The 26,293-nt window shown below is 35.5% G+C and carries 26 protein-coding genes; all 26 read right to left on the reverse strand.

From position 1 onward, the window contains the following. Positions 1–21: 21 nt before the first annotated feature. Complete coding sequence (lysA, locus tag ELD05_RS10215; RefSeq protein ID WP_127352349.1) at positions 22–1,323, reverse strand: diaminopimelate decarboxylase; 1,302 nt, start codon at positions 1,321–1,323, stop codon at positions 22–24. An 80-nt stretch (positions 1,324–1,403) separates the two neighbouring features. Then, positions 1,404–3,065 (reverse strand): AMP-binding protein, encoded by a 1,662-nt coding sequence (locus ELD05_RS10220; protein ID WP_127352350.1) that lies wholly within the window; start codon positions 3,063–3,065, stop codon positions 1,404–1,406. Positions 3,066–3,189: 124 nt separating this feature from the next. Next, positions 3,190–3,957, reverse strand: a complete 768-nt coding sequence (gene sigG, locus ELD05_RS10225) for an RNA polymerase sporulation sigma factor SigG (protein ID WP_127352351.1) — start codon at positions 3,955–3,957, stop codon at positions 3,190–3,192. 87 nt (positions 3,958–4,044) lie between these two features. Then, complete coding sequence (gene sigE, locus ELD05_RS10230) at positions 4,045–4,779, reverse strand: RNA polymerase sporulation sigma factor SigE (RefSeq protein ID WP_127352965.1); 735 nt, start codon at positions 4,777–4,779, stop codon at positions 4,045–4,047. A gap of 26 nt (positions 4,780–4,805) precedes the next feature. Next, entirely contained in the window at positions 4,806–5,639 is an 834-nt protein-coding gene (locus tag ELD05_RS10235; RefSeq protein WP_127352352.1) for a sigma-E processing peptidase SpoIIGA, read from the reverse strand. Between the two features lie 177 nt (positions 5,640–5,816). Beyond that, positions 5,817–6,899: a cell division protein FtsZ gene (ftsZ, locus tag ELD05_RS10240; RefSeq protein ID WP_127352353.1), complete on the reverse strand. Its 1,083-nt coding sequence runs from the start codon at positions 6,897–6,899 to the stop codon at positions 5,817–5,819. Beyond that, the gene (locus tag ELD05_RS10245; RefSeq protein WP_127352354.1) at positions 6,892–7,257 is read right to left on the reverse strand and encodes a small basic family protein; all 366 of its coding nucleotides are present in this window, start codon (positions 7,255–7,257) and stop codon (positions 6,892–6,894) included. Before ELD05_RS10245 ends, ftsZ begins: the two co-directional genes overlap by 8 nt. Positions 7,258–7,264: 7 nt before the next feature. After that, positions 7,265–8,008 (reverse strand): DUF881 domain-containing protein, encoded by a 744-nt coding sequence (locus tag ELD05_RS10250; protein ID WP_127352355.1) that lies wholly within the window; start codon positions 8,006–8,008, stop codon positions 7,265–7,267. Positions 8,009–8,013: 5 nt separating this feature from the next. After that, positions 8,014–8,748, reverse strand: coding sequence for a cell division protein FtsQ/DivIB (locus ELD05_RS10255; RefSeq protein ID WP_127352356.1), 735 nt, complete (start codon positions 8,746–8,748; stop codon positions 8,014–8,016). A 43-nt stretch (positions 8,749–8,791) separates the two neighbouring features. After that, the gene (gene murA / locus ELD05_RS10260) at positions 8,792–10,054 is read right to left on the reverse strand and encodes a UDP-N-acetylglucosamine 1-carboxyvinyltransferase (RefSeq protein WP_127352966.1); all 1,263 of its coding nucleotides are present in this window, start codon (positions 10,052–10,054) and stop codon (positions 8,792–8,794) included. A 66-nt stretch (positions 10,055–10,120) separates the two neighbouring features. Further along, positions 10,121–11,233 carry an undecaprenyldiphospho-muramoylpentapeptide beta-N-acetylglucosaminyltransferase gene (gene murG / locus ELD05_RS10265; protein WP_127352357.1) on the reverse strand — a complete coding sequence of 371 codons (1,113 nt, stop codon included), beginning with the start codon at positions 11,231–11,233 and terminating at the stop codon, positions 10,121–10,123. Further along, positions 11,230–12,315 (reverse strand): putative lipid II flippase FtsW, encoded by a 1,086-nt coding sequence (gene ftsW / locus ELD05_RS10270; RefSeq protein WP_127352967.1) that lies wholly within the window; start codon positions 12,313–12,315, stop codon positions 11,230–11,232. Before ftsW ends, murG begins: the two co-directional genes overlap by 4 nt. A gap of 38 nt (positions 12,316–12,353) precedes the next feature. Then, a complete protein-coding gene (murD, locus tag ELD05_RS10275; protein WP_127352358.1) occupies positions 12,354–13,715 on the reverse strand; it encodes a UDP-N-acetylmuramoyl-L-alanine--D-glutamate ligase in 1,362 nt (453 codons plus the stop codon). Between the two features lie 17 nt (positions 13,716–13,732). Beyond that, positions 13,733–14,689, reverse strand: coding sequence for a phospho-N-acetylmuramoyl-pentapeptide-transferase (gene mraY, locus ELD05_RS10280; RefSeq protein WP_127352359.1), 957 nt, complete (start codon positions 14,687–14,689; stop codon positions 13,733–13,735). Between the two features lie 3 nt (positions 14,690–14,692). Further along, positions 14,693–16,045, reverse strand: coding sequence for a UDP-N-acetylmuramoyl-tripeptide--D-alanyl-D-alanine ligase (locus tag ELD05_RS10285; protein ID WP_127352360.1), 1,353 nt, complete (start codon positions 16,043–16,045; stop codon positions 14,693–14,695). Continuing rightward, on the reverse strand, positions 16,042–17,508 hold the full coding sequence (locus ELD05_RS10290; RefSeq protein ID WP_127352361.1) for a UDP-N-acetylmuramoyl-L-alanyl-D-glutamate--2,6-diaminopimelate ligase: 1,467 nt from the start codon (positions 17,506–17,508) through the stop codon (positions 16,042–16,044). The genes ELD05_RS10285 and ELD05_RS10290 overlap by 4 nt, the downstream gene beginning before the upstream one ends. 26 nt (positions 17,509–17,534) lie before the next feature. Next, entirely contained in the window at positions 17,535–19,694 is a 2,160-nt protein-coding gene (locus ELD05_RS10295) for a stage V sporulation protein D (RefSeq protein WP_127352362.1), read from the reverse strand. Between the two features lie 34 nt (positions 19,695–19,728). Further along, complete coding sequence (locus ELD05_RS10300; RefSeq protein WP_127352363.1) at positions 19,729–20,223, reverse strand: FtsB/FtsL family cell division protein; 495 nt, start codon at positions 20,221–20,223, stop codon at positions 19,729–19,731. A gap of 27 nt (positions 20,224–20,250) precedes the next feature. Next, positions 20,251–21,174 carry a 16S rRNA (cytosine(1402)-N(4))-methyltransferase RsmH gene (rsmH, locus tag ELD05_RS10305; protein ID WP_127352364.1) on the reverse strand — a complete coding sequence of 308 codons (924 nt, stop codon included), beginning with the start codon at positions 21,172–21,174 and terminating at the stop codon, positions 20,251–20,253. A gap of 26 nt (positions 21,175–21,200) precedes the next feature. Next, positions 21,201–21,632, reverse strand: a complete 432-nt coding sequence (mraZ, locus tag ELD05_RS10310; protein ID WP_039765306.1) for a division/cell wall cluster transcriptional repressor MraZ — start codon at positions 21,630–21,632, stop codon at positions 21,201–21,203. A gap of 170 nt (positions 21,633–21,802) precedes the next feature. Further along, positions 21,803–21,982, reverse strand: coding sequence for a Spo0E family sporulation regulatory protein-aspartic acid phosphatase (locus ELD05_RS10315; RefSeq protein ID WP_041722483.1), 180 nt, complete (start codon positions 21,980–21,982; stop codon positions 21,803–21,805). Between the two features lie 97 nt (positions 21,983–22,079). Next, complete coding sequence (gene lgt / locus ELD05_RS10320) at positions 22,080–22,883, reverse strand: prolipoprotein diacylglyceryl transferase (RefSeq protein WP_127352365.1); 804 nt, start codon at positions 22,881–22,883, stop codon at positions 22,080–22,082. Between the two features lie 25 nt (positions 22,884–22,908). Further along, entirely contained in the window at positions 22,909–24,189 is a 1,281-nt protein-coding gene (gene yfmH, locus ELD05_RS10325; RefSeq protein WP_127352366.1) for an EF-P 5-aminopentanol modification-associated protein YfmH, read from the reverse strand. 1 nt (position 24,190) lies between these two features. Continuing rightward, complete coding sequence (gene yfmF / locus ELD05_RS10330) at positions 24,191–25,447, reverse strand: EF-P 5-aminopentanol modification-associated protein YfmF (RefSeq protein WP_127352367.1); 1,257 nt, start codon at positions 25,445–25,447, stop codon at positions 24,191–24,193. 95 nt (positions 25,448–25,542) lie between these two features. Next, positions 25,543–25,944 carry a nucleotidyltransferase substrate binding protein gene (locus ELD05_RS10335; RefSeq protein WP_127352368.1) on the reverse strand — a complete coding sequence of 134 codons (402 nt, stop codon included), beginning with the start codon at positions 25,942–25,944 and terminating at the stop codon, positions 25,543–25,545. Then, positions 25,916–26,251: a nucleotidyltransferase domain-containing protein gene (locus ELD05_RS10340; RefSeq protein ID WP_127352369.1), complete on the reverse strand. Its 336-nt coding sequence runs from the start codon at positions 26,249–26,251 to the stop codon at positions 25,916–25,918. Before ELD05_RS10340 ends, ELD05_RS10335 begins: the two co-directional genes overlap by 29 nt. Between the last annotated feature and the right edge of the window lie 42 nt (positions 26,252–26,293).

The raw sequence follows: 26,293 nt of genomic DNA on the forward strand, positions 1-26,293 counted from the left end.
ATACCTCTCCAAAAAGTTTATTTATATTTCCAAATCATTTCTGACTATATCCTCATAAGTCTCTCGCTTTACAATTACTCTAACCTGACTGTCTTTTAAAAGTACAACTGCAGGGCGTGGGAACCTGTTGTAATTGCTCGACATAGAATAATTATATGCCCCTGTCGCCAAAATAGCAAGATGCTGACCAGTTTTGAGTTCTGGTAATTTAATGTCTTTTATTAAAATGTCTCCTGACTCACAACACCTTCCTGCAATTGTGTACACCTTTACTTTTTCGCCAATTGGATTTTCAACAACATATGCATCATACTTTGCCTGGTAAAGAGCATAGCGTGGATTGTCTGTCATCCCACCGTCAACAGATGCATAGTTTCTCACATTAGGAATTTCTTTTATGCTTCCAATTGTATAAAGAGTAATTCCTGCCTCACCTACAATTGAACGACCTGGCTCTAAGACTATAAAAGGTTTTTTGAGCCCTTTTTGCTGGCAAAACTCTTCTATTTCTTCAGATATAGCCTCTATAAATTTTTCTATTTGAGGTGGCTGGTCAAAAGCAGTATATTTAATTCCAAATCCACCACCTAAATCTAAAATATCTATTTCATAATTAAGCTCTCTCTTTATTTTTAATATAAACTCAAGCATAACCCTTGCTGCAAGCTTAAACGGTGCTGTCTCAAAAATCTGAGAACCTATATGACAGTGAAGACCTATCAGTTTTAGCTCATCCATCTCTAAAATCTTTTTTACCATTGAAAATGCCTCGCCGTTTTCAAGAGCAACACCAAACTTAGAGTCTATCTGACCTGTTCGGATAAATTCATGAGTGTGTGCTTCAATTCCCGGCTTTACCCTGATGAGAACATTTGCTTTCTTTGATTTTGTTTTGCAGATAACACTTAGCATCTCAAGCTCGTCAAAGTTGTCAATTACAATTTTTACTCCATTTTCAACTGCCATTTCAAGTTCACCATATGTCTTATTATTTCCATGGAAAAATATCTTATCAGTTGGAAAGTCTACTGAAAGAGCAGTAAACAACTCCCCACCTGACACAACGTCAAGCCCTATTCCCTCTTGTTTTGCAATCTGGCACATTGCTTTTGTACAAAACGCCTTTGATGCATAGATTACCAGCCCGTTTTGTCCAAAATATTTTTCTAATGCATTTTTGAATCTATTTATATTTTCCCTAATCATTCTCTCATTCATAACATAAAGAGGTGTTCCATACATCTCTATTAAATCAAGAAGGTCAATTCCTTCCCACGAAAGATTGCCTTTATGGGAAATTTCAAGTCCATATCGAAGTTGCATCTTTTTTCTTCCCTCCAAAAAAGGTTTTAATAATTCTAACATACAAAATTGCTCAAATTCAAGCTGCACTTTGCAAAATCTCAGGCAGTTTCAATATTCGCTGCATCGTGAAGATTTAACATTTCTATTGCCATCTCTCGAAGCTTGTATTTTTGAACCTTACCGTTAGCAGTTGTAGGAAAGCTATCAACAAACATGACATACTTGGGCGTTTTATGACGTGACAGATTCTGTCTTACATACTCTTTTATCTCTTCCTCAGTCACTGAGGCTCCATCTTTCAAAATCACAAACGCCATTATTTCCTCACCATATACTTTGTCCGGAACTCCAACCACCTGAACATCCTTTATAGCAGGATGTGTATACAAAAATTCTTCTATCTCACGAGGGTATATATTTTCCCCTCCTCTTATTATCATGTCTTTAAGCCTTCCAGTAATTCTCAAATACCCATTTTGGTCTATGTACCCTAAATCTCCTGTGTGAAGCCACCCATCTTGGTCAATTGCCTGTTTTGTTGCCTCAGGCATTTTATAATACCCTTTCATAATGTTGTAGCCTCTTGCACAAATTTCACCAATTGTGCCGTTTGGAACCTCTTCTTTGGTGTTTATATCAACAATTTTAACCTCAACACCTTCTAATGGTCTACCCACAGTTGACACTCTAAACTCAAGAGGGTCGTCTACCCTTGTTTGAGTTATCACAGGAGATGCCTCTGTCTGACCATATGCAATTGTTATTTCCTTCATATTCATCTTTTCAACAACTTCTCTCATAACCTTTATAGGACAAGGTGCGCCTGCCATAATACCTGTTCTGAGTGACGAAAAATCAAACTTGTTAAAATCAGGATGCTGCAAGATTGCAATGAACATTGTAGGCACACCATGAAGAGCGGTACACCTTTCATAATGGACAGTCTCCATTACCATAAGTGGATTGAAATGGTCAAGAGGTACCATAGTAGCACCTTTTGTAACACAAGCAGTAATTCCCAGCACCAGCCCAAAACAGTGGAAAAATGGAACAGGAATACAAAGTTTATCCTTGTGTGTGAGTTTCATACACTCGGCAATTGCATATCCGTTGTTTAGAATATTTTTGTGTGTAAGCATAACTCCTTTTGGAAATCCTGTCGTGCCGGATGTGTATTGCATATTGATAACCTCATCAGGCTGAAGGCTTTTTTGTCTTTGATAAAGATCAGCATCTGAAACCCTTCTACCAAGATCTACAACCTCATTCCATGTGTACATTCCTCTGTGGGACTCTTTTCCGATAAAAATTAGTCTTTTCAAGTATGGCAAGTTTGGATTTTCAAGTTTTCCTTTTTCACAATTTTCAAGCTGTGGATTTAACTTTTTTATAATTTCTAAATAATTTGAATCCTTAAAGCCCTCTATAAATATGAGAGTTGAACTATCTGACTGTTTTAGCAGATATTCAAGTTCATAGATTTTATAATTGGTATTTACTGTGACCAAAACAGCTCCAATCTTTGAAAGGGCAAAAATAGAGACAAGATATTCTAACTTGTTGGTTGCCCATACGGCAACATGCTCACCTTTTTGAATCCCTATTGCCAAAAACCCTTTTGCTGCATCTTCCACTATTTTTTTAAACTGTTTATATGTAAGGTATATCTTCTCATGATGATAAATTACAGCAAGATTTTCTGCATACTTTTCTGCTATTATATCAAAATAATCAGGAATAGTCATATCAATCAAAGCCATCCTGCCATTGCCCCCTTAAAATTCACAAAGCCTTTTACCTTGTTTTTGAAATAAGGTAAAAGGCTCATTAATGGTTTTAGATTATTATAAATTTTAAATGCATAAATTGTCAACAGAGAAAATCTTATATATATTTCTTAATATGCCCAATTGCACTTTTCTCTATTCTCGACACTTGAGCTTGTGAAATACCAATAATAGTCGCTACCTCCATTTGTGTCTTCCCTTTGTAATATCTTAGGTATAAAATCTCTTTTTCGCGTTTTGTTAGCCTGCTCAATGCATCTTTTAATGAAATTTCTTCAAGCCATAAATTCTCACATGACTTTTGGTCACTTACTTGGTCAACTACATACATTGTATCAGTGCTGTCTTGGAAAATTGGTTCATAAAGTGAAATAGGTTCTTGTATAGAGTCAAGTGCAAAAACCAAATCTTCTTTTGAAATACAAAGCTCATTAGCTATCTCCTCTAAGGTCGGTTCTCTGTAATTTTTGCTTATATACCTTTCCTTTATTTTTAGTGCCTTGTAGGCTGTGTCTTTCAATGACCTTGATATTCTCATAGCATTGTTATCTCTCAAATACCTTCTTATCTCACCAATTATCATTGGAACAGCATACGTTGAAAATTTGACATTTTGTGAAAGGTCAAAATTGTCAATAGCTTTAATAAGACCTATGCAACCAACCTGAAATAAGTCATCCAAATTCTCACCACGATTTGCAAATTTCTGAACAACACTTAAAACAAGCCTTAAATTCCCTTCTATGAATTGTTTCCGTGCTTCTTTGTCTCCATTTTTCATTTTCTTTAGAAGCTCAATTTTCTCTTCATGACTCAGCATAGGGAGAGTGGATGTGTTAACACCACAAATCTCTACTTTGTTCAAATTGTTGCCTCCCCCTTTTTTCAAAAGCTTAACTAAGGTTTAGTATTTACTCTAAGGGAGGCAATTATTCTAAAAATAGTTGGTATTTTATATAATCTTTGCTAACTCTTTTTTAAGTCTTGTTATGATCTTTTTTTCTAACCGGGAGATATAACTTTGGGAAATTCCCAGCATATCAGCAACCTCTTTTTGCGTCTTCTCACCTTCATCACTAAACCCAAATCTGAGCTCTACAATCCTCTTTTCTCTTTTTGGAAGTTTTTGGATTGCTTTGAGAAGTGCTTCTTTTTCGACGCTACTTTCAATACTGCTGTAAACCCCTTCAGAATCTGTTCCTAAAACATCAGATAGCAAAAGCTCATTTCCGTCCCAGTCAACATTTAATGGCTCGTCTATTGAAAGCTCCAGTTTTCTATGTGAGTTTCTTCTCAAAAACATCAAAATTTCATTTTCTATACATTTTGATGCATACGTTGCAAGCTTGATGTTTTTGTCAGGATTGTATGTATTGATAGCTTTAATAAGCCCAATTGTGCCAATTGATACTAAGTCCTCAAGATTTATCTTGGTATTTTCAAATTTTCTTGCAATATAGACAACAAGTCGTAAATTTCTCTCAACCAATACCTTTTTTAGTTCTTCCCTGCCCTCATAATGAATCTTATTTAAAATCTCAGCCTCTTCCTCTGGAGTAAGTGGGGGCGGCAATGTCTCACATCCGCCAATATAAAATAGTTCAGTTATCTGTGAATCAGAAAGCTGAAAACCAAGTTTTTTTAAAAGACCCAAAACATAATTTAAAAGTTTTGATTCAAATCTCATCTTCATTCTAAAACCTCCTTTAAAAATCAAATTAAGTCAGGTCCAAGTAAGGCTGAATACCTGTTTGATATCTTCTTATCGTACAGAGCGATTGCCACATCCCTTTTTGTCCATGTGTTCCTATTCTCTGAGATGTAAAACTCATCAGGTATCACTCCAATTAAAACTCCATGTTCCTGTCCAATAGAATTATAAGGAATGAGAACAATTCTATTTCCAAGTAGTTTTTGAAGTTCTTCTAAATTCCGGGCAGATATATCAGCTTGGTTACCTTTTTCTCTTAGCAAATTTCTCTCCACAATTACAACTGGTCTTCCTGAAAATGGTTCTTTTAGGTTATTCCCTGTATCAACATAAGCTATACAATTGTATTCTGCGTCATTTATCTTGAATTTTATGTATCTTATAAGTGATTCTTTGTACATTCTTTTGAGTATCAGTTCATATGACAGTTTAAAGACAATCAAAGAACATCCAAGAGCTATCAGTACATTTTTAAGTTTAACCTGAACATCAATTACAAAGCTGTTTTTTGTTATATAATAAAGGAAAAATACCATACCACCGAACATTATTGTAACAAGGTAAAAACTGAGCAGCTGTCTTAGAAAGATGAAAAATTTTTTGGGCCAAAAAGTCAGATAAACAAAAATTACAGATACAATTATCTTACCAAATATTGAATATAAAAATTGCATGGGGGGATAAAATTGTAGCAAAGAATAAAGTGAAGCCAAAATGCTTGTAAAAAGTATCTTGAAACTACTAACATTTGTCCTTGTGATATATGCAGTTATGAGGAAAATAAAATAGTTAACAACTAAGTTCTCCAATATATACACATCGGCATAGATAATCATGTTTGATATAAAACATCTTTCTCTTCAAAATGGTATTTCTAAGTAATAATTATACTTCTCTACAACCGAAGTTTTTGTCAAAATATAAAAGAATCCACTTTTCATTTTTATCCAAACTTCATGCAATTTCGCCACAAAAAAACCCCCTGCATACATTTTGCAGAGGGTCTTTTTGCTTTATTTTTTGTTCTTTAGGAATATGGGAATCTCAAATATATCATCGTCTTGGAAAAGACTTTGTAGATTACTTGTCTTTGGTGAAGAAATCTTGCTGGTTTGCTGATTTTGCTGACTATCTTCCACAGAATCAAAACCAGTTGCAATGACAGTGACCTGTACCTCATCCTTCATCTCTTCATTGAAAACAATTCCCATGATAAAGTTGACATTCTCATCAGCCTCAGATGAGATAAGTTCGTTTGCCTTTTCAATCTCATCAAGCAAAAGCTCTTCTGGGTTACCTGTGTAGTTGACCAATACTCCCTTTGCACCTTTTATTGACGTTTCCAAAAGTGGGCTGTTAATAGCCTGCTCTAAAGCCTTTAAAACCTTTTCATCTCCTTTTGCCTTGCCAATACCCATATGTGCATATCCCTTGTTCATCATAATAGCCTTTACATCTGCAAAGTCAACATTGATAAGCCCCGCATTCAAGATTATATCAGAGATACCCTGAACACCTTGTCTTAGAACGTCATCTGCCATTCTGAACGCATCAGAAATCTTCAAGCTCTTATTTGTTGAAAGCATAAATAGCCTATCATTAGGTACAATTATTATAGTATCAACTATTTTCTTTAGCTCCTCAATTCCTTTTTCAGCATTGATTCTACGTTTTGCACCTTCACTTTTAAAAGGCCTTGTGACAACTGCAACTGTCAATATACCCAGCTCTTTTGCAATTTCAGCAACAACAGGGGATGCACCTGTCCCTGTACCACCGCCCATCCCAGCTGTGATAAATACCATGTCAGCACCTTTTAAAACCTGAGATATTTCTTCTTTGCTCTCCTCTGCTGCCTTTCTTCCAATCTCCGGGTCAGCTCCTGCTCCAAGTCCTTTTGTTACTTTTTCGCCTATTTGAATCTTGTAATGTGCTTTTGAGCGCTGCAAAGCCTGCTTGTCTGTGTTGACTGCAATAAATTCCACCCCAGATACTCCAACATCAATCATCCTGTTTACTGCATTATTACCCGCCCCACCAACACCAATTACTTTTAGCTGAGCAACAGTCATCTTTTCTGTGTCAAAACTAATCATCCTTGTTCTCCCCCTTAGCAAAACTCTTGTTTTTTAATAAAACCACCCTTCGCATCTCACCAAAGTTCTGAAAAATCCTAACACCAAATGCAACAACAGCTGCTTGGTATAGAGGAATACCAAGCTTGTCACCTAAATACGCAAAAAGCATAGCAATTAATGTATTGCCAACAAAACCAGATATGAATATGTCAATTTTGAAATCACCTTTCAAGTTTGATTTTAAAGCACCAAATATTGAATCAAGTGCAGCAAGAAGTCCCACTGCTACATATGACGAATAATCCTGTGGAATACTTACTGGAATAAATATACCTATCAAGATACCTATCGCAAGGGCAAGTATAAGTATAATCATCTTCTCATCAACTTCCCTCACTTTTTATCTTTGCGTAGTTGAATTTTAAAGTCCCTGTATACCTCGGAATTACAATATTTGAAGCCTCTTCAATTTTCACCTCAATAGAAAACTCCTTTAAAAGGTCTATAATACCACCCCGCATCATAAGTGAATTTTTCAAAATTTTAGGATCACCAATAGCCTTTATTATGTACGGGGCAGAATAACGAGTATTGTTTATGCTGATTGTTGGACCTGCACATCTTATCTCGGTTGTGCTAACCACCCTCTGGTCATTTATAGATATTGCCTCAGCACCAGCTGCTCTTAGTTCATTTATAACCTGTAGTATATCTGAATCGTGCAAAAGAAAACTATTCGGGTCAACATTTGCTGTTGCAGGAAGTTTGCTATCATCAAGTGTAATCACTATGCCAGGTACTTCAACATCTGTAAGTCCTGCTAATATCTTTACCTTGTCAAGTTCATCTTTTAAAAGCTCTGTTGTTTTGCTAATACTTGCAGCAGAGTCTTGATATTCTTTTATTTTGCTTTCCAACTCATAGATTTGAGACCTCAAACTACTATTTTCTTTTCTCAGCTGGTTTATCTGTTCAGCAAGTTCAATTGCTCTTGCCTTTTCAAGGTTTTTTAGCTCATTGCTTTGTCTTACACTCTTTATCTGCATTGAAATTAAAATTCCTAAAATCAATAACAAAATAGCAGTTGCAACTTGTCCACCTGTTGGTTTTTTTATCTTGACTTTCATAACAATCAATTGTCCTCCTCAGTGTTTGGACTGAATGTAGCAATCCCGTTTGAATTCAGAATTACTGTCCCTTCAATGTGTTTGGGAAGCTTTTCATAAACGCTTTTTAAAAGCCTTAGCTTATAATCTATCTCTGAGAGGTCACCTACCTTGACTATTAGCTTGTCTATTTTGAGTTCAATATTGTTTACACTTTTTAGTGAGACAGTGACACAATCAACATTAAATTTGCCAAAAATATCAAACTTTTTTAAACTATTTGCAACTCGCAATCCCTCATCAAATAGCAGCTCATCGTCTATATCAAGTTTCTTGCCAACCGTAGCTTCATTCACTTTGAGGCCTTCGAATATGATTGACTTTTTTGGTAAATCCCCTTCTATTCTTATTACATACCCATTTTTATCAACTTCTATATAAGAATTTAAATACTTTATAAGACCTACAGTCTCTTTTTCATAAACCTCTAAAATTAGCATATCTGGAAAACGCCTCGTGATTTTCACATCTTCAATCTCGGGGTTTTTCAGAAGTTTTTGCCTAATCTCTTTTGTATTTATACTCAGTATATTCTGATTTTGATATTGTTGTAGTATTTTTATAATATCATCTTTTTTGACTCTTTTCAAATTATGTATACTAAATTCTTTCACATTGAAGTAGTCTAACCTGAAAACAAATATAGCAGTTAGTACTACTAAGATTAATAATACAATAAACTTTCTCGCAAATCTACCCATTTGGTATTTTCACTCACCTTTTATAGCAATTGTAAATTTCAGTTTATTCACCTCTTCTAATCTTGGCACCTAAGGTTGAATACTTATCTTCAATCCTTTCATACCCTCTGTCTATATGCTCTGCAGCTACAATCTCTGTCTTCCCCTCTGCACAAAGCCCCGCAATAAAAAGTGCTGCACCACCTCTTAAGTCCTGAGCAAAAACCTGACAGCCCCTTAGCCTCTCAACTCCATTTATAATGGCTATGTCCTTTTCAACATGTATCTGCGTACCCATTTTATTAAGCTCCGGAACATGCTTGAACCTGCTTTCAAATATGGTTTCTTTTACTATGGTCACACCTTCAGCCACAGAAAACACACTGCAAACAGGTGCTTGAAGGTCAGTTGGGAATCCCGGATAATAATGTGTTGTAATCCTTTGATTTCCCTTTAGTCTTCTGTCTTTTTTGATATATATCATATCTTTTTGCTCTTTTATTTTACATCCCGCATGTTTAAGGATATGCAGTATTGAGTCTAAATGCCGTGGCAAAACATTCTTCAGCAAAACTTCTCCACCACATGTTGCAACAGCACAAAGATACGTCCCCGCAACAATTCTATCAGGAATGACAATATAATGCTCTACTTCATTTCTTAACCTTTTTACGCCTTCAATCTTAATGGTATGAGTCCCTGCGCCTTTTATCCTTGCTCCAAGCTTGTTTAAAAAGCAGCATAGGTCTGCTATCTCAGGTTCTTTTGCAGCATTTCTAATTATAACCTCACCGTCACAGAAAACCGAAGCAAGTATAATATTTTCGGTAGCCCCAACAGAGGGTATTGGTAAAAACACCTCTCCACCTTTTACGGAATCGCATCTGCATTCAATTGTGTTGTCATATTCAAAAACGTCTATGCCAAGCTGGGCAAATGAAGATATATGAAGGTCAATGGGACGTTGGCCTATCTCACAACCCCCAGGGTGGTTTGTAAGTCTCACTTTTTTGAATTTGCTCAAGATTGCTCCAAGAAATAATATGCTTGAGCGCATCATCTTGGCATACTGTGGAGGAATTGTAAAGTTCTTAATTGAAGTTGGATCAATATATGCAATGTTGTCCTCAAACCTTGTTTTGCATCCAAGATATTCAAGTATCTCAATAGTATGTCTTACATCAGCAATGTCGGGTACATTTTTTATTATGACTTGCCCTTCTGCTAAGATTGAAGCTGTTAGAATGGGCAATGCTGCGTTTTTTGCACCCTCAATTTCAATCTCACCATATAAAAAAGTTGGCCCCTCAATAATGAGTGTTTGCATGTTTGTACCCTGCAAAGCACCAACAATAGTGTCGCATATTATTTTATTCATTGCTTTTAATATTTGTTACAGTGATAAATACTCTTCAAAAATCTTTCCTATATTCTGAGTTGCCTCAGGTTTTCCCATCTTTTTGCTGTTTTCACTCATCCTTTCATACAAAGCCTTGTCATATATCAGCTTTTCAAGGAAACTTTTTAACTTGTCACTTTCAAGTTCATTTTCAAGCACAACGAAACAAGCCCCCCCTTTTTCAAGCGCCCTTGCATTGTACTCTTGATGGTTGTTTGCAACATATGGCGATGGCACAATTATGCTTGGCTTTCCCAGTGCAGTTATCTCAGATATTGCAATTGCACCTGCTCTTGATATTACAATATCTGCAGCTGCCAAATATCTTGGCATATCTGAAATATAGGGCAGTATCTTTATATTTGACTTGACCCCTAAACTATTAGCAAAGTTCACAGCCTCTAAATATTTTGTATCACCTGTTGAGAGGATAAAATACACATCTTTACATCCTTCAAACTCTTTTGAAAGCTTAATTACTGCCTTGTTGAGATTCTCAGCCCCTCTGCTCCCACCAACTGCCAAAACTACTATTTTATCTTCCAAACCCAAGGAGCTTTTAGCAGCTTTTTCTTCATAGGAGAATATCTCAAGCCTTATAGGATTTCCTGTGAGCACTACTTTGTTTGAGTTTTTAAAAAATCTCTTACTTTCCTCAAAGCTAATTAAGATTTTCTCACAAAATCTTGAAATTATTTTATTAGCAAGTCCTGGATACGCATTTTGCTCATGAAGAATTGTTTTTATTTTAAGCCTTCTTGCTGCGAGTGCAACAGGCAATGACACATAACCACCTGTTACAAACACCACTTTTGGCTTTATCCTCTTTAGTATTTGCAAGGCTTGCCTGTACCCATTTATAAACTTTATAAAAACATCAACATTTTTCACAGTTAAACTTCTTTTTAGTCCTTTTGCCTGAATATATTCAATTTTGTAGCCATGCTGTGGAACTATCTTTGATTCTAACCCCTCACTTGTTCCTATAAAAACTATATTTAAGTCATTGTGTCTTTTTTTAAGATAGTCAGCAACAGCAACTGCTGGATAGATGTGTCCACCAGTTCCACCACCGCTGAATATGATACTAATTTCTCTACTGTTCATTTTAACACCTTAATCCTCCTTGAAATGCTCAAAAGTACACCAACACCAAACATATGAAATAGTATTGAAGAACCCCCATATGTTATAAAAGGCAGTGGCACACCTGTTGCAGGGACAGAAGCTGTCACAACAGCAATATTTAAAATTGCTTGAGTAGCAATTATACTTGTCACACCAAACGCAAGCAATGTTCCAAACCTATCACGTGCATGGAGCGCAATGACAATACCACGCCAGATGAATAATATAAATAACACTATTACAAATACAGCCCCTACAAAACCAAGCTCTTCACATAAGATTGAGAAAATAAAATCAGTATGAGGTTCGGGAATGTACAAAAGCTTCTGTCTGCTCTGTCCAAGCCCCATCCCAAAAAGTCCACCAGACCCAATAGCATATAGTGACTGAATTATCTGATAACCTTTATCAGTTGGATCTGCCCAGGGATTAAAAAGCGCCTGGATTCTCTCAACCCTATATTCTTCTTTAATTGTGAGATAATATAACACAGGCAAAGATAAAACCCCAATTGTCACAAAATAACTTATATTAAGCCCTGCTGCAAAGAGCATCAGCATTGTAATGCCAAGTATTAAGATAGACGTACTCATATTTGGTTCTTTGTATATAAGCGCAAAGTAAACTCCACTTAAGAGTATGGATATAACAAAAATCTTAAATTTCGATTTGCTTTCAGCGGTATTATCAAGATAACTCGCAAGTAATATCACAAGCGCGTACTTTGCAAGCTCTGAAGGTTGGAACTGAACAGGCCCAATATCAATCCATCTTCGTGCATTGTTAACAAGTTTCCCTATACCAGGAATTAAAACTAATATAAGTGATATTGTCCCTATTACGTAAAGAAGTATAGACAACTTTTTGAAGATTCTATAATCTAATTGGCTTGTTATATACATCACTATTATTCCTAATAAAAGACCAATTAATTGTTTCTTGAGAAAATAATAACTATCATTAAACTGATAGTAAGCATAGTAATAGCTTGCACTGAATATCATAACAACCCCAATTAGAGATAACAAAAGTGCAACATACAAAAGTGGATAGTCAATCATCCTCTTTTCCATTCATCCTTCACATCCTATACACAAACTCAAAGCTCATTTACATATTGTTTGAAAAGCCTACCTCTTTGTTCATAACTCTCAAACATATCCCAGCTTGCACATGCAGGTGATAGCAACACCACATCACCTTCTTTTGCACTTTCAAAGCTCTTTTTAACTGCCTCTTTTAAATCCTCTACAAACTCAAAGTTTAAGTATCCTATTTTTTGAAGCTGGTCTGCTATTTTCTGTTTTGTCTGACCAAGCAAAAATACCTTTTTGACCTTTTGTGAAATTAGCCTTGCAAACTTTTCAAAACTCTCTCCCTTGTCATAACCACCTGCAATCAAGATTATCGGCGCCTCAAACGAATTTAAAGCTTTTGAAGAAGCATCTGTATTTGTGCCCTTAGAGTCGTTGTAAAATCTAACACCATTTATCTCTCTCACAAACTCTATTCTGTGTTCAACACCTTTGAACTCTTTGAGTGTTTTTTCAATGATCGAAGGTTCTATTTTAAAAGGCAGAACGCAGCCAATTGCTGCAAGAGCATTTTCTAAATTGTGCTCACCTGGCATAAATATGTCATCTTTTCTCATCACTTTCTTTGCCTTACCTGAAAAGTTATAGTATATAAAATCCCCATCAACAAAAACGCTGTTTTGTGTTTCTAACTTATTTTTTGAAAATGTTATTACCGTGCCTTTTGCCCAGCCTATCAAATCCCTTGTTATGCTGTTGTCCATATTAAGTACAGAATATCCTTCTTGGTCAATATTTTCAAATATTTTCATCTTTGCTTTTATATAGTTTTCCATATTCATATGTCTATTTAGATGGTCAGGCGTAATATTCAAAATACACGCAACCTTCGGCTTGAAGTATTTTATTGTTTCCAACTGAAAGCTTGAAATCTCTATAACAAAGATAGCATCGTCAGTAGAACTTTCAATATAGTCAATAAAAGGAAAACCAATATTGCCGCAAACAATTACATTGTCAAAAGCTTTTTTTAAAATCTCACCTACAAGGGTTGTAGTTGTGGTTTTCCCATTTGTGCCTGTGATTGCAACTATATTTTTACTTCTACAAAATCTATATGCAAGTTCTATTTCACCAATTACCTCAATTCCTCTCTTGTGTGCCAGTGTAATATATCTTTTGGTAAGGGGAACACCAGGGCTTATAACCACCATGTCAGATGTATCTACTACAGCATCTGGTAAATCATTAAAGTAAAGTTCATTTGCAAATTTTTCTATAGTTTCTTTTTGTTGGCTTTTCATCTCATCTTCTTTTTTCTCATCAAATGCAATAACATAAGCGCCATGTTTTTTTAAAAACCTTGCTGATGATATTCCGCTTTTCCCCATTCCGATGACCAGAACCTTTTTGCCAAACAAATCCAATTTTAAATACCTCCAATTCATATTTGTATTATTGCTAAAGCCACTAAACAGAAGATGATTGTGAATATCCAAAATACAACAACAACCTTTGCCTCATCCCAACCTAAAAGCTCAAAGTGATGATGCAAAGGTGCCATTTTGAATATTCGCCTTTTTGTAAGTTTATAGTACATAACCTGTAACATGACAGAAATAGCCTCTATGATATAAAGCCCCCCTATTATCATCACCAAGACGGGCTGCTTTAGCATAACAGCAATTGAAAAAATTGCTCCTCCAAGCATCAGTGACCCTGTATCTCCCATAAACACCATTGCAGGATGTGCGTTGTACCTTAAAAACCCCATACAGCTGCCTACAATTGCTCCACTGAAGATTGCCATGTCTGGTTTTTTTGAAAAAATTGAAACAATCGCCAAAAACAAACCTACAATAAGAGTAACCCCGCTTGCAAGTCCGTCAAGCCCATCTGTCAGGTTAACAGCATTTACGGTAAACACCATGAGAATTGACATTATGGGTATATATGCCCAATTCAAATCTACATACCTGTTCAAAATGGGTATGTAGACATCAGTGCCCAAATACTTTTTTACAATATACAAAAATGTTATGCTAATTAAAAACTGCAAAACTAACTTCTCACGTGCACGCAGCCCCAACGACCTTTTCAAAACAACTTTTATAAAATCATCAATAAAGCCAATCAGTCCGAAGGCGGATGCGCAAACAAGCGGTGCTCCTATTTGTGGATATTTTTTATAGAATAGGAAAGAAGTTATCAAAATACTCAAGAATATTACAAGTCCGCCCATTGTTGGAGTACCACTTTTTTTGTGGTGAGTTTGTGGTCCATCGTCACGGACTACCTGGCCACACTTTAAATACCTCAAAAATGGAATTGCAATTGGCATTACAATTAGTACAATCAAAAATGAGATTATAATTGCAAGTATTGTATCAACGTCAAGCATATTCTAAAGCCCCCTGAGAAAGTTATCTACAAGTTCATCCAGCTTCATACCTCGTGATGCTTTAAATAGCACAACCGTCTCTTTTTCAATTTCTTTTTTAAGAATATTAAGGCATTCATCCTTTGAGGCATAATAAGCCTTTATACTGCTGCTGTTTTTTCTCACCTCGTCAAATATATAAAAAGCATCTTTGCCAGTACAAATGACAACATCAATTGGCTTTGAAAGTATGTACTTACCAACTTTTCTATGCTCTTGTTCAGAAAATTCACCAAGCTCTAACATATCTCCAAGCACTAAAATCTTTTTGCCACTAAAGCCACAAACACCATCTATTGCAGACATCATCGAATGTGTACTTGCATTATAACTATCGTCTACAACTGTCACACCATCTTTCTTTATTACCTCAAATCTTCTTTTAAGCCCACCTTTTTTCAATATCCCTTTCTCAATTGCCTCTTTTGCAATCCCCAAAATTTCGCCAACTGCGATTGCAAAAAGTGAATTGTAGATATCATGAAAGTTAAAGCTTTCTATAAAATACTTGTGATTACTTACCACAAAGAAAAATCCATTGTCTACTTTTTGAATGTCTTTGGCTCTAAAGTCTGCATCATTTTCAATGCCAACTGTCACAACTTTTCTTTTTAGTTCATGCTTGCGCGAATATAAAATATCATTGTCATTGTTAACAATTAATATTCCATCCTCTGGCATACCATCTTGTATCTCAGACTTTGCAAGAAAGATATTGTATCTTGTTTTAAGATTTTCAATATGTGCAACTCCTATATTGGTAATTATTCCTATATTAGGCTTTGCAATTTTTGAAAGAAAAGATATTTCTCCAAAATTGCTCATGCCCATTTCTAAAATGGCCATCTTTGCGTCATCAGGAATGTTCAATATAGAATATGGAAGCCCTATATGGTTGTTAAAATTCCCTTCGTTTTTATACGATTTGAACTTGTTATTCAACACATTAAATACATATTCTTTTGTTGTTGTCTTGCCCACACTTCCTGTAATTCCAACTACAATAAGGTCTTTTCTTTTCTCTCTGTAAACCTTAGCCAAGATCTGCATAGCTTTTAATGTATCTTCTACTTTTAAATATGGGCAGTTCTTTTCTATCTTAACATCCTTCTGTGTAATAAAGCTTATAGCCCCTCGTCTTACCGCCTCTTGAATAAAATCATGTCCATCAAATTTATTTCCTTTTAATGGAATAAATAGAGTGTTCTTGCCTATACTTTTACTGTTAATTGAAAAGCTTTCTATTAATACATCACCCTTGAAATTCTCTATGTTCGTGTGCAATGTTTCTGCAATTTCTGACAGCCAAAGACTCATTTTTTTAGTTCCTCCAAGATACTTCTCACAACTTCTCTCTCATCAAAATGAATAGTCCTATCTTTTAGTATCTGGTAAGTCTCATGACCTTTGCCAGCAAGGACAATAAAGTCGTTTTCTTTTGCATTTTGGATAGCATATTTTATGGCCTCATATCTGTCGGGGATGATGACATAGTCTGCATTTGTCTTTTGCAAACCCACAAGAATATCGTCAATTATTCTAATGGGATCTTCAGTTCGAGGATTGTCAGATGTGACAATCACAAAATCAGCCATTTTCCCAGCTATCTCACCCATAATCGGCCTTTTTGTCCTGTCCCTGTCTCCTCCACAGCCAAAAAGAAGCACCTTTCTTCCTTTTGCAACTTCATCCACAGTCATCATAAGATTTAAAAGCCCGTCTGGCGTGTGTGCATAGTCAATTACAATTGTGAATTTGTCGTTTGACTCAACTATCTCAAACCTACCAGGTATTGCCTTAACAGATTCAAGGCCCATCTTTATTGTTTTTAAGTCTATCCCAAGCGCATAGGCACAGCTTGCAGCTGCCAATGCATTGTATACAGAAAAGAGGCCTGGAATATTAAGCGTTACTTGCTCTTTATTATCATTATCCAATTGCCTTAGCTCAAATTGGTTTTTATTCACATAAAGCTTTACATTCATTGCACAAACATCTGCTTTTAAATTTATACCATATGTGACAGAATCCGGATAAATACTGACAATTTTTCTTCCCCATTCATCGTCTACATTGACAACTCTTTTTTTACTCATCTTAAAGAGCTTTAACTTAGCAGCAAAATAATTTTCCATTGTCCCATGAAAATCAAGATGGTCTTGGGTGAGATTGGTAAATACTCCCACATCAAAGTCACAACAATCAACCCGATGTAGATCAAGCGAATGTGATGACACTTCCATTACAACGCTGTCTACATTTTCTTTTTTCATCTCAAAGAATAGTTTCTGCAAATCGTAGGATTCAGGTGTTGTGTGCTTTGCTTCTATCTCCTTTTGACCAATCATATTTTTAACTGTTCCAATAAGGCCGACCTTATGACCACTTTGTTCAAGGATTGACTTTATCATAAAGGTGGTTGAAGTCTTTCCGTTTGTCCCTGTAACACCAATGAGTAAAAAGTTTTTTGATGGATGTTCAAAAAAGTTAGCAGAAATAACCGAAAGAGCTCTCCTCGTATTTGAGGTTTTTATAAAGAGGACCTTATCTTTCAACTTTGAGGTGTCGAAAAATTCATCGACAACTATAAGCTTTGCACCTTTTTTAATTGCCTCATCTATATACTCATGACCATCTGTCTTAAACCCTTTTATACATATAAATGCAAAGCCATCTTCTACATTTTTTGAATTATAAGCAACATCTTTTATATCTTCATCAAAATTTTTTATATTTGTTTCAATTATATCCAAACCTTCTATTAGCTTGTTTATTTTCACCTCAAAGCCCCCTTGTCTTTTAAGCTCTATTCAGCATTTTCTTTGTCAGCAAACTCAACTTCAACTATTGACCCAATTGGCACTTTTGTACCTGGCTGCGGGTCTTGTCTTATGGCCTTGCCTTTTATCCCTTTTATCTTTATATTAAGCATATTACTTGTTAAAACCTTCTGTGCATCTTGCATACTCAGCCCTACCACATTTGGCACAACAACATCTGATTCATTATTCTGCACAGTAAACAGAACTATTGTTGAACCTTCTTTTAGCATAAATCCTGCCTTAGGTATTTGGTCAATTACATTTTTGCCATTGCCTATAACTTTGACATTGAATTTGCTGTCTAAAACTGTCTTTTTTGCGCTTTCAATGTCCATACCAGTAACATTAGGTACAATATACTCTTTGTAAAATTCAATTTTCTTTAGTTCCTCGGCTGTATATTGTGGTTGTATTTCAAGGTATCTCAAAATATCATTTAACAGGTCACGTGCAACAGGTGCTGCAATCAAACCGCCATAGTAAAGCGATGGGTCTGGCTCGTCAATAATCACAAGCACAGATACTTCTGGATTGTCGGCCGGCGCAAAACCACCAAATGATGCTATATACCTTTTCACCGTCTTATCATATTTTTGTGATGTACCTGTCTTGCCAGCAACTTTATAACCTAACAGGTAAGCATTGTGACCAGTACCATTTGTTACAACAGACTGTAAAATACTTCTCAGTCTTTTTGCTATCTCAGGATTCATAACCCTTCTTTTTTGTGGATTGTCAAATGACTTTATTACTTTCTTATCTTTATCATAAATGGCCTTAACAATATGAGGCTGGACCCAAACACCATCGTTTGCGACAGTATTTATCATACTAATTACCTGAATAGGTGTTGCTGAAATACCTTGACCAAACGATATTGTTGCAAGTTCAACTGGTCCAACCTTGTCAATAGGTTGTACAATGCCCTTCGCCTCACCAGGAAGGTCAATGCCTGTCTTTTGCCCAAACCCAAATAGGTTTATATACTTATACAGTTTTTCTTTGCCAAGCCTCTGACCAACTTCTATAAATACTGGGTTACACGAATTTTGCACACCTTCCACAAAATTTTCTGCACCATGCGGATTGTAATATCGCCAACATCTAAGTATAGCATTTGCAACCTTTACATAACCCCTGCAGTAAAACTGAGAGTTTTCATTTACAACTCCTTCCTCAAGACCTGCGGCTGCAGTGACTATCTTAAATGTAGAACCTGGCTCATACACATCGTTAAGTGCCCTGTTTCTCCACATTGATTGAATGATTTTAGTCTTCTCCGACTGTGGGAGCTTATCAAAATCAGGGAATCTGTCTTTGTAAAGCAGGTCAAAAGGCTTGTTTGGATCAAAGTCAGGTTTTGATGTCATTGCTAATATCTCGCCTGTTTTGACCTTTTCAACTATTATTGTAACACTTTTTGCTTTGTTATCATACAAAGCTTTCTGTGCGTATTTTTCTGCAAAGTGCTGGATTGTTTCATCAATTGTGAGCATAATGTCATAGCCATCAACCGGTTTTTTGAAAAACTCCTCAGAAAACGGTGCTGCCCTCCCACTTACATCTGTTTGCGCCGCAATACTGCCTGGTTTCCCTCTCAAATACTTGTCATAGAAAAGTTCAAGTCCTGCTAACCCCTGGTCATCAACACCAGTAAATCCAAGCACCTGTGCTAAGAAATTCCCGTTCGGATAAACCCTTTTTGTTCCCCCTGTAAGATAGATTCCAGGAAGGTCATATTTTCTTATCTTATTTGCTTTGTCCTTGTCAATATTGCGCGCTATGTAAACGTCAGAAACTCCTTTTGTATTGAGTTTTTTCAAAATCTTCTCATAGTCCATACCCAAAATACTTGAAAGTACTCTTGCTGTATACTCCTTGTCTTTGACCTGGCTCAAAGAAGCAACAACTGTTTCTGCGGTAATTGACATTGCTAAAATCTTTCCGTTTCTGTCAACTATACTACCTCTTTTTGGAGCAACAAGCCTTTCTCTGGTCCACTGCGAAAACGCCTTTTTTTTGAGCTCTTCTCCTTTTATCAGCTGAAGATATGAAAGTCTTCCTACAAGCAATACAAAACTCAAAAAAAATATTGCCATCATAAATATAATTCTCTTTTTTATCTTGATTGATGCCTCTTTCAAGCTTTCGCTTCCCCCATTGAAAGTTTAAAAATAATCAAAATAGTTTCTTAATAAAGTTTATTATTGAAAAGATTCTATTATTATAGTTTGCCTTATCTTTCTTTGCCAAAACCTTATCCTTGCCACTGCTGCTGTCAACAGTTACATAAATAACTTGCGATGAATCAGGATGGGTCATAGAATACTTCTCAGTTGCAATCCTCTCTATTTCAGAAAGTGTAAACTTGCCATCTATCTGAAGTTTTAACTCTTTGTTTATATCATTTTGTATTTTCAGTTCATTTTGAAGTTTCGCAAGTTTTGCCCTCTCTGCTGTAATATTTACATAGCCGCACATCAAGACTATTGAGATACAACAAAATACACTCACAAATATAAGACGCCTCACTAACTTTAACTTCTCAAGTCTTCTTTGTTTACTTATCTCCTTTCTTAGCTCATTTTTTTTGATTATTTCCTCTTCTATCTCTTTCTTCTTGAGTTCTTCTAAAAAATCATCATCATACAACACAGAAGCTTCTTTTGCCATAATAAATAAAACCCCCTTAAATTTGTTTCATATCTTCTCAGCCACTCTCAGCTTTGCGCTGTGGCTTCTCTTGTTCTTCTCAATCTCCTCTTTGGTAGGGGTTATAGGTTTTTTTGTGAGAATATTCAACTCTTTCTTCTTCCCGCACACACAAACTGGTATATCTTTTGGACATACACATTCAAGTGAGTGATACTTAAAAAATTCCTTTACTATTCTGTCTTCAAGAGAGTGAAATGATATAACACAAACTCTCCCACCACTTTTTAAAAATCTTATACTTTTTTCAAGTGCTACTTTTATCTCTTCAAGCTCACTATTCACTTCAATCCTGATTGCTTGAAAAGTCCTTTTTGCAGGATTTGAACCGTCTTTTAGTCTCGGGACAACCGAGTTTATTAAATCATTTAACTCTTTTGTAGTTGTAATTGGCTTCTGTTGCCTTCTTTTTACAATCTCTTTTGCAATTTTTCTGGCATACCTTTCTTCCCCATACTCTCTTATTATTCTCTCAAGCTCCTTTTCGGAGTACTTGTTGACAACATCATATGCTGTGAGCTTGCTTGTCTTGTCCATCCTCATGTCTAAAAAAGAGTCACTATTGTATGAAAAACCCCTCTCTGGCTTGTCAAGTTGTAAAGACGATACGCCAAGGTCGAACAATATTCCATCAATCTTGTCAATCCCAAGAAAGTTAAGTACCTCATCTAACCTTGAAAATGATGAATGAACAATCTTTATATTGTTGCATTCCTTAAACTTTTCTTTGCCAAGCTCTACTGCCTCTTCATCCTTGTCTATTGCAATCAGAAAACCCTTGTTTGACAGTTTTTCAAGTATCCTCTTCGAATGTCCTCCAAGACCGAATGTTGCATCAACATATACCCCATCCGGCTTGGTCACCAAATATGATGTGGATTCTTCAAGCAAAACTGGTATGTGCTCATACATCTCTCTTCACCTGTACCGTTTAATTCTTATATTCCAAGCTCTTCCATTTTTTGTGCAATCTTTTCAACAGAAAGACTTTCATCTGCCATTTCTCTTTGCCAGTTTTCTTCGCTCCATATTTCTATTCTGGTCATAACACCAATGATAAATACCTCTTTTTGCAAGTTTGCATATTCTCTCAAATTTTGTGGTATCAATATCCTCCCTTGCTTGTCAACCTCACATTCGCACGCCCCCGCAAAGAAAAACCTCAAAAATGCTCTCGCGTCTTTACTTGTAAGTGGTAACTTCTTTAACTTTTCTTCTAACACTGCCCACTCTTTGAGCGAATACCCAAAAAGGCAGTTGTCAAGCCCTTTTGTCAATATAAACCTTTCACCAAGTTCTTCTCTGAATTTAGAAGGCAAAGTTACCCTTCCCTTGTTATCCACCACGTGTTTGTACTCACCTATTAACATTCAACCACTTTACTCCACTTTGAACCACTTTATAAAAATATTCTATATCAATTCGAAAAATCCTTCAATAAAAGAAAAAAAAATAGGGCAATTCAGTCGCCCTATTTTTATGTCTTTCTTTTAAAATTTTTTCTGTAAATGTACCCCCGCTTCTGCTAAAAAGAAGTTTTTTAGACCTTCCCCTCTTTTTGTGCCAGCTTCTTAAAAACTACCTCATTCTGCTCTTTATAGTAGTCCAAAATCAGTTTGTCCAGCTCAGTACTGACATGGTATATCGCATCATAATCTGCATTACTGTTTATAAGCTCATCCAGCTTCTCTCTGAGTTTCATTATCTTTTCAGTTATCATATTCCCACCATCTTACAGAGATTGTATTTTAATTATAAAACCAAATGCGCATTTTGTCAACAAAAATACTCTAAAAATACATTGTACTGATTTTTTGCTATATTTTGTCGAAATATTGTAATCTTAATTTTAAAACAATAGTTGATCCAATAATGATACAAATTACTGCAACAAGTTGGGACACTCTTATCGGGCCGAGCATTAGACTGTCTGTTCGCAGAGCTTCTATAAAAAACCTGCCAGCAGAGTATAAAATCAAATAAAATCCAAAAATCTCACCATCTTTCTTTTTATATCTTCTCAAAATGAGCAAGGCAAAAAACACAAGAAAATCCCATACTGATTCGTACAAAAATGTTGGATGGACTTCTATACGCTTTCCTGCTTCCACGCTATAAATCTGCATACGCCAAGGAAGATTTGTCTCATACCCATATGCCTCGCGGTTTGCAAAGTTTCCCCATCTTCCAATTGCCTGCCCCAAAATAAGACCATGTACACCTATGTCGCATATCTTCAAAAAACTTATCTTTTTCGTTCTGCAGTATATATAAGTGCTGACAAGCGCACCTATCACCGCACCATATATTGCAAGCCCACCTTGGCGTATTGCAAATATACTAAGAAGATTGTCTTTGAACTCTTTAAAATTAAACAATACATAATACACCCTTGCAAATATAATCGCAACAGGTAGTGCAATTATTGCAATGTCAAGCAAAACTTCTGTTTGTACATTTTCCTTTTTTGCAATATAGCTCGAAACAAGAAAGCCGCATAAAAAACCAAATGCAATTATTATCCCATACCATCTAACCTCAAGACCAAAAATCTTAAACGCTATTGGACTAAAATTAAACTTAAGGTGGAACCCCGGAAATACTATACTGTTGTCATACATTTGTTTTCTCACATCCAACAATTTTTTATTGTATCGGCCAAACAATAGAAATACAGCTTTTGTCTTCCTCAAAAAAGCTTTTTAGCCTATTTTGGCATCTTTCATACGACACTGAATTTATCTCTTTTACATACTCAAATATATTTATACCTTTGAAATAGCTATATATAAACTCAACCGAGAGCTTTTCTAGATTGTCAAACTTCCGCAAGTGATTCCCAAGAACAACCTTTTTTGCTCTTTCAAATTCATTCTTATCAATACCATTTTTCTTCACATTCTCTATGTGCTCTAACACCCTTTTGTACACCTGGTCCGGGTCCTTGCTCTCTCCTCCTATCATGAAAAAAGAGTAATCAGGCTCGCAATTATATTCAAAGCCAAAACTCTGATTGATTAATCCCTCTTTGTAAAGCTGCTCATAAAAATCTGTGGACTTTCCAAAGAGCATCTCGGCTAAGATTTGTGTTTCTATATCTTTCATTATCATGTCATACGGTGGAAGGTCGTTTAAATGGTCTTTAAAACCTATATAAAAAATAGGCGTCGAAATAGACAGCTTTACCTCTATCCTCTTTTGATTTACCCTATCGGGTTCTTCAGGATAGATTCTTTCGATCAAGCTCTGATATTCTTTTGTTTTTTCCATTTTTTCAACCATGTCAAAAACCTTCTGTGGGTCCACATCCCCACATACTACAACAATCATATTACTTGGATGGTAAAATGTATTGTAGCACAGGTAAAGGTCATCTTTTGTAATTTTTTGGATACTATCAAGTGTCCCTGCTATGTCAATCTTAACAGGATGTTCAACGTATAGGGCGTTCAAGAGGTTAAAATACACTCTCCAATTTGGATTGTCCTGATACATTCTTATCTCTTGGGCAATTATACCCTTTTCTTTTTCAACATTTTGGTCTGTAAAATATGGGTTTTGTACAAAATCCAAAAGTATTTCAAAGTTTTCGTAAAAGTTTTGGGTTGAGATGAAATAGTAAACTGTCTCTTTAAATGAAGTAAAGGCATTTGCCATGGCACCAAACTTTGCAAACCTGTCAAATACATTTCCCTCTTGCTCTTCAAATAGCTTATGCTCTAAAAAGTGCGCAATTCCATCTGGAACTTCAACTATCTCATTTGTTTTAGGATGAATAAATTTGCTGTCGACAGATCCATATTTTGTAGCATAGCCAGCAAAGGCCTTACTAAAGTTCTTCTTCTTGATGACAAATGCTTTTAGTCCATTTGTATATGAGTTTACATAAACTTCTTCGTGCAAAATGTCATCGTATATTCTCTCCATCTTACATTGCACCTCTGTTTCTCAAGAAATATACTGTATCAACCTCAAATCTGTTAGCAATCTCTTTTACATCTGAAACATTCACATCTTTAAGCATTTCAAAAATCTCTTTTGGTTCAAGCATCTCACCCACTAAAGCCTGATTGAGGTAAAATCCAAGTAGATCTCTTGGACTGTCATAAATAGCCATCAGCGCTGTTTTGTAATAATTTAAGGCACTTTCATATTCAACCGTTGTGATCACGCCTTTTTTGATATCCTCAAGCTGCTGTAAAATCAGATTCAAAGCTTTTTCATAGTTTTCTATCTCTATTCCAGAACTTATAACCATGACTGACTTGAATCTATCAACCCTTGAAAATGCATAGTAACAAAGCGAAGCCTTTTCACGCACATTTTCGAATAACTTTGATTTTGGTGATGCACCTAAAACTCCGTTTAATAGCAAAAGTTTGTAGTAATCAGTGGACCTTGTGTCAACATTTGTCCTTATACCAATTGAAATCTTGCCTTGGTTTACTTCCATTTCCTCTGTAATATACCTTGTACCAGCAAAAGGAAGATTAATAGAAAAATCATTTTTGATATCTTCTCTTTGATTTTGTCCAAATACTTCTAACGCTTTAGAAATTGCATATTCTTCGTTGTAGTCGCCATAAATCATCACATACATAGGCTTTTTCTCAACTACTTCTTTGTACTGCAAAAATAGTTTATCTTTTGTTATGGTCTTCAAATCATCAACATTCCCCTTTTCATAAAGGGCATAATTTTGACCCTCAAACATTATCTCTATACACCTGTCAATTGCGTACTGGACCTTGTCGTTGATTCTGCCTTCTATTTCCTGTTTGAGATTGTTCTTTTCTTGTTCTATCACCTCTTCTTTAAATCCACCACCATATTCTATTGGTCCATAGATTATGTCATGTAAAAACTGCAAGGACTTCTCATAAAGCTGCTCGCCAGCAAATCTGTCGTTCAAAAAACTTATTGAAAAGGTGATTGTCTGCAAATCGCCTTTTTTATCCACGTCAATGCTCAGAGTTGCACCATACATATTGTCCAAAAATCTATTTATTTCTTTCATATCCTTGTACTTATTGTTCCCTCTTATTAAAACCATTGGAAATAGAGCATTTAAAGTATTTTTCTCCCTTTCAAGCTTGTCTATAAAGGTAATTGCAATTCTGTTTATCTTGAACCTATCATCACAAAACGCCATGTAAAAGTTGTTGTTTTTCTCTTTCTTTTGCATCTTACCATCTCCTCAAATGTCTGCTTTGTTAAAAGCTCCTTTTCTTAATTTTATTTTACCCTTTTTTTGCAAATCCATCAACAAATTTGCCATCTTCACAGCTCAGAAGATATTATATTTTCAAATTTTAAAAGTAGCTTCCTAAATAGCTCTATATACTCAAATTTAATGTTTTGGTAATTTTTGTAAGATATTTTTTGGTTATATAAGTTTGAAGTCATATTTCTATCTGAAAGCATTTTAACCCACTTGTCACCGTCTTCTATAATGCCGTTTTGATATGCATACTTTATAACGCCCCGAGGATTGTTAATCTCCAAACCAGTATACTTCAAATATTCCCTCATGAGCTTCCATGAAAGCTCAAAGACAAATTCAAATCTCTGGATTGCCCCATCTATAATGATGTCCCTGTCTGGCTCTATACTTATACCTTCTTCCAATCTTTTTAAAGCATTCTTAAAATCTTCAAACTTCTCTACTATTCTCTCTTTCATATATAACTGCTCCTTCTTTCACAATACTTTCTTTGAGGCTTTCTTTTGTAATACTATTGAACGCGACAATATCAAACAATAATATTGTATTAACTTCTTCTAATTCATCCTCAATTTTGTAAATTGGATTTTCACTATCGTCTTCAAGCCAAATACATATATCTACGTCAGAAGCTTTCTTGTGGTCTCCTCTTGCTCTTGAACCAAAAATGCAAGCTTTTTTAACTTGCTTATATTTTTTTAAAATTTCGATAATCTTATCTAAGATTTCTTCCTCTATTCCAAACTTTTTGGTTTCCACTTTCATTCTCACCTTTTCAAAAAATTTAAAAAAGAGGGAGCTTTCTTT

This window comes from Caldicellulosiruptor changbaiensis, from assembly GCF_003999255.1.
Lineage (GTDB): Bacteria > Bacillota > Thermoanaerobacteria > Caldicellulosiruptorales > Caldicellulosiruptoraceae > Caldicellulosiruptor > Caldicellulosiruptor changbaiensis.

What these genes read in the sequence shown, in the direction of transcription:
- ELD05_RS10255 (WP_127352356.1), bottom strand. Translation starts at nt 8,748, where the DNA reads ATGGGTAGATTTGCGAGAAAGTTTATTGTATTATTAATCTTAGTAGTA.
- mraZ (WP_039765306.1), bottom strand. Translation starts at nt 21,632, where the DNA reads ATGTTAATAGGTGAGTACAAACACGTGGTGGATAACAAGGGAAGGGTA.
- ELD05_RS10250 (WP_127352355.1), bottom strand. Translation starts at nt 8,008, where the DNA reads ATGAAAGTCAAGATAAAAAAACCAACAGGTGGACAAGTTGCAACTGCT.
- ELD05_RS10315 (WP_041722483.1), bottom strand. Translation starts at nt 21,982, where the DNA reads ATGATAACTGAAAAGATAATGAAACTCAGAGAGAAGCTGGATGAGCTT.
- lgt (WP_127352365.1), bottom strand. Translation starts at nt 22,883, where the DNA reads ATGTATGACAACAGTATAGTATTTCCGGGGTTCCACCTTAAGTTTAAT.
- ELD05_RS10335 (WP_127352368.1), bottom strand. Translation starts at nt 25,944, where the DNA reads ATGAAAGAGAGAATAGTAGAGAAGTTTGAAGATTTTAAGAATGCTTTA.
- sigE (WP_127352965.1), bottom strand. Translation starts at nt 4,779, where the DNA reads ATGAGATTTGAATCAAAACTTTTAAATTATGTTTTGGGTCTTTTAAAA.
- ELD05_RS10300 (WP_127352363.1), bottom strand. Translation starts at nt 20,223, where the DNA reads ATGGCAAAAGAAGCTTCTGTGTTGTATGATGATGATTTTTTAGAAGAA.
- ELD05_RS10285 (WP_127352360.1), bottom strand. Translation starts at nt 16,045, where the DNA reads ATGAGTCTTTGGCTGTCAGAAATTGCAGAAACATTGCACACGAACATA.
- yfmH (WP_127352366.1), bottom strand. Translation starts at nt 24,189, where the DNA reads ATGGAGAGAATATACGATGACATTTTGCACGAAGAAGTTTATGTAAAC.
- ELD05_RS10220 (WP_127352350.1), bottom strand. Translation starts at nt 3,065, where the DNA reads ATGGCTTTGATTGATATGACTATTCCTGATTATTTTGATATAATAGCA.
- murG (WP_127352357.1), bottom strand. Translation starts at nt 11,233, where the DNA reads ATGAACAGTAGAGAAATTAGTATCATATTCAGCGGTGGTGGAACTGGT.
- ELD05_RS10235 (WP_127352352.1), bottom strand. Translation starts at nt 5,639, where the DNA reads ATGATTATCTATGCCGATGTGTATATATTGGAGAACTTAGTTGTTAAC.
- ftsZ (WP_127352353.1), bottom strand. Translation starts at nt 6,899, where the DNA reads ATGATTAGTTTTGACACAGAAAAGATGACTGTTGCTCAGCTAAAAGTA.
- ELD05_RS10245 (WP_127352354.1), bottom strand. Translation starts at nt 7,257, where the DNA reads ATGATTATACTTATACTTGCCCTTGCGATAGGTATCTTGATAGGTATA.
- lysA (WP_127352349.1), bottom strand. Translation starts at nt 1,323, where the DNA reads ATGCAACTTCGATATGGACTTGAAATTTCCCATAAAGGCAATCTTTCG.
- murA (WP_127352966.1), bottom strand. Translation starts at nt 10,054, where the DNA reads ATGCAAACACTCATTATTGAGGGGCCAACTTTTTTATATGGTGAGATT.
- rsmH (WP_127352364.1), bottom strand. Translation starts at nt 21,174, where the DNA reads ATGTATGAGCACATACCAGTTTTGCTTGAAGAATCCACATCATATTTG.
- yfmF (WP_127352367.1), bottom strand. Translation starts at nt 25,447, where the DNA reads ATGCAAAAGAAAGAGAAAAACAACAACTTTTACATGGCGTTTTGTGAT.
- ELD05_RS10340 (WP_127352369.1), bottom strand. Translation starts at nt 26,251, where the DNA reads ATGAAAGTGGAAACCAAAAAGTTTGGAATAGAGGAAGAAATCTTAGAT.
- ftsW (WP_127352967.1), bottom strand. Translation starts at nt 12,315, where the DNA reads ATGATTGACTATCCACTTTTGTATGTTGCACTTTTGTTATCTCTAATT.
- mraY (WP_127352359.1), bottom strand. Translation starts at nt 14,689, where the DNA reads ATGCTTGACGTTGATACAATACTTGCAATTATAATCTCATTTTTGATT.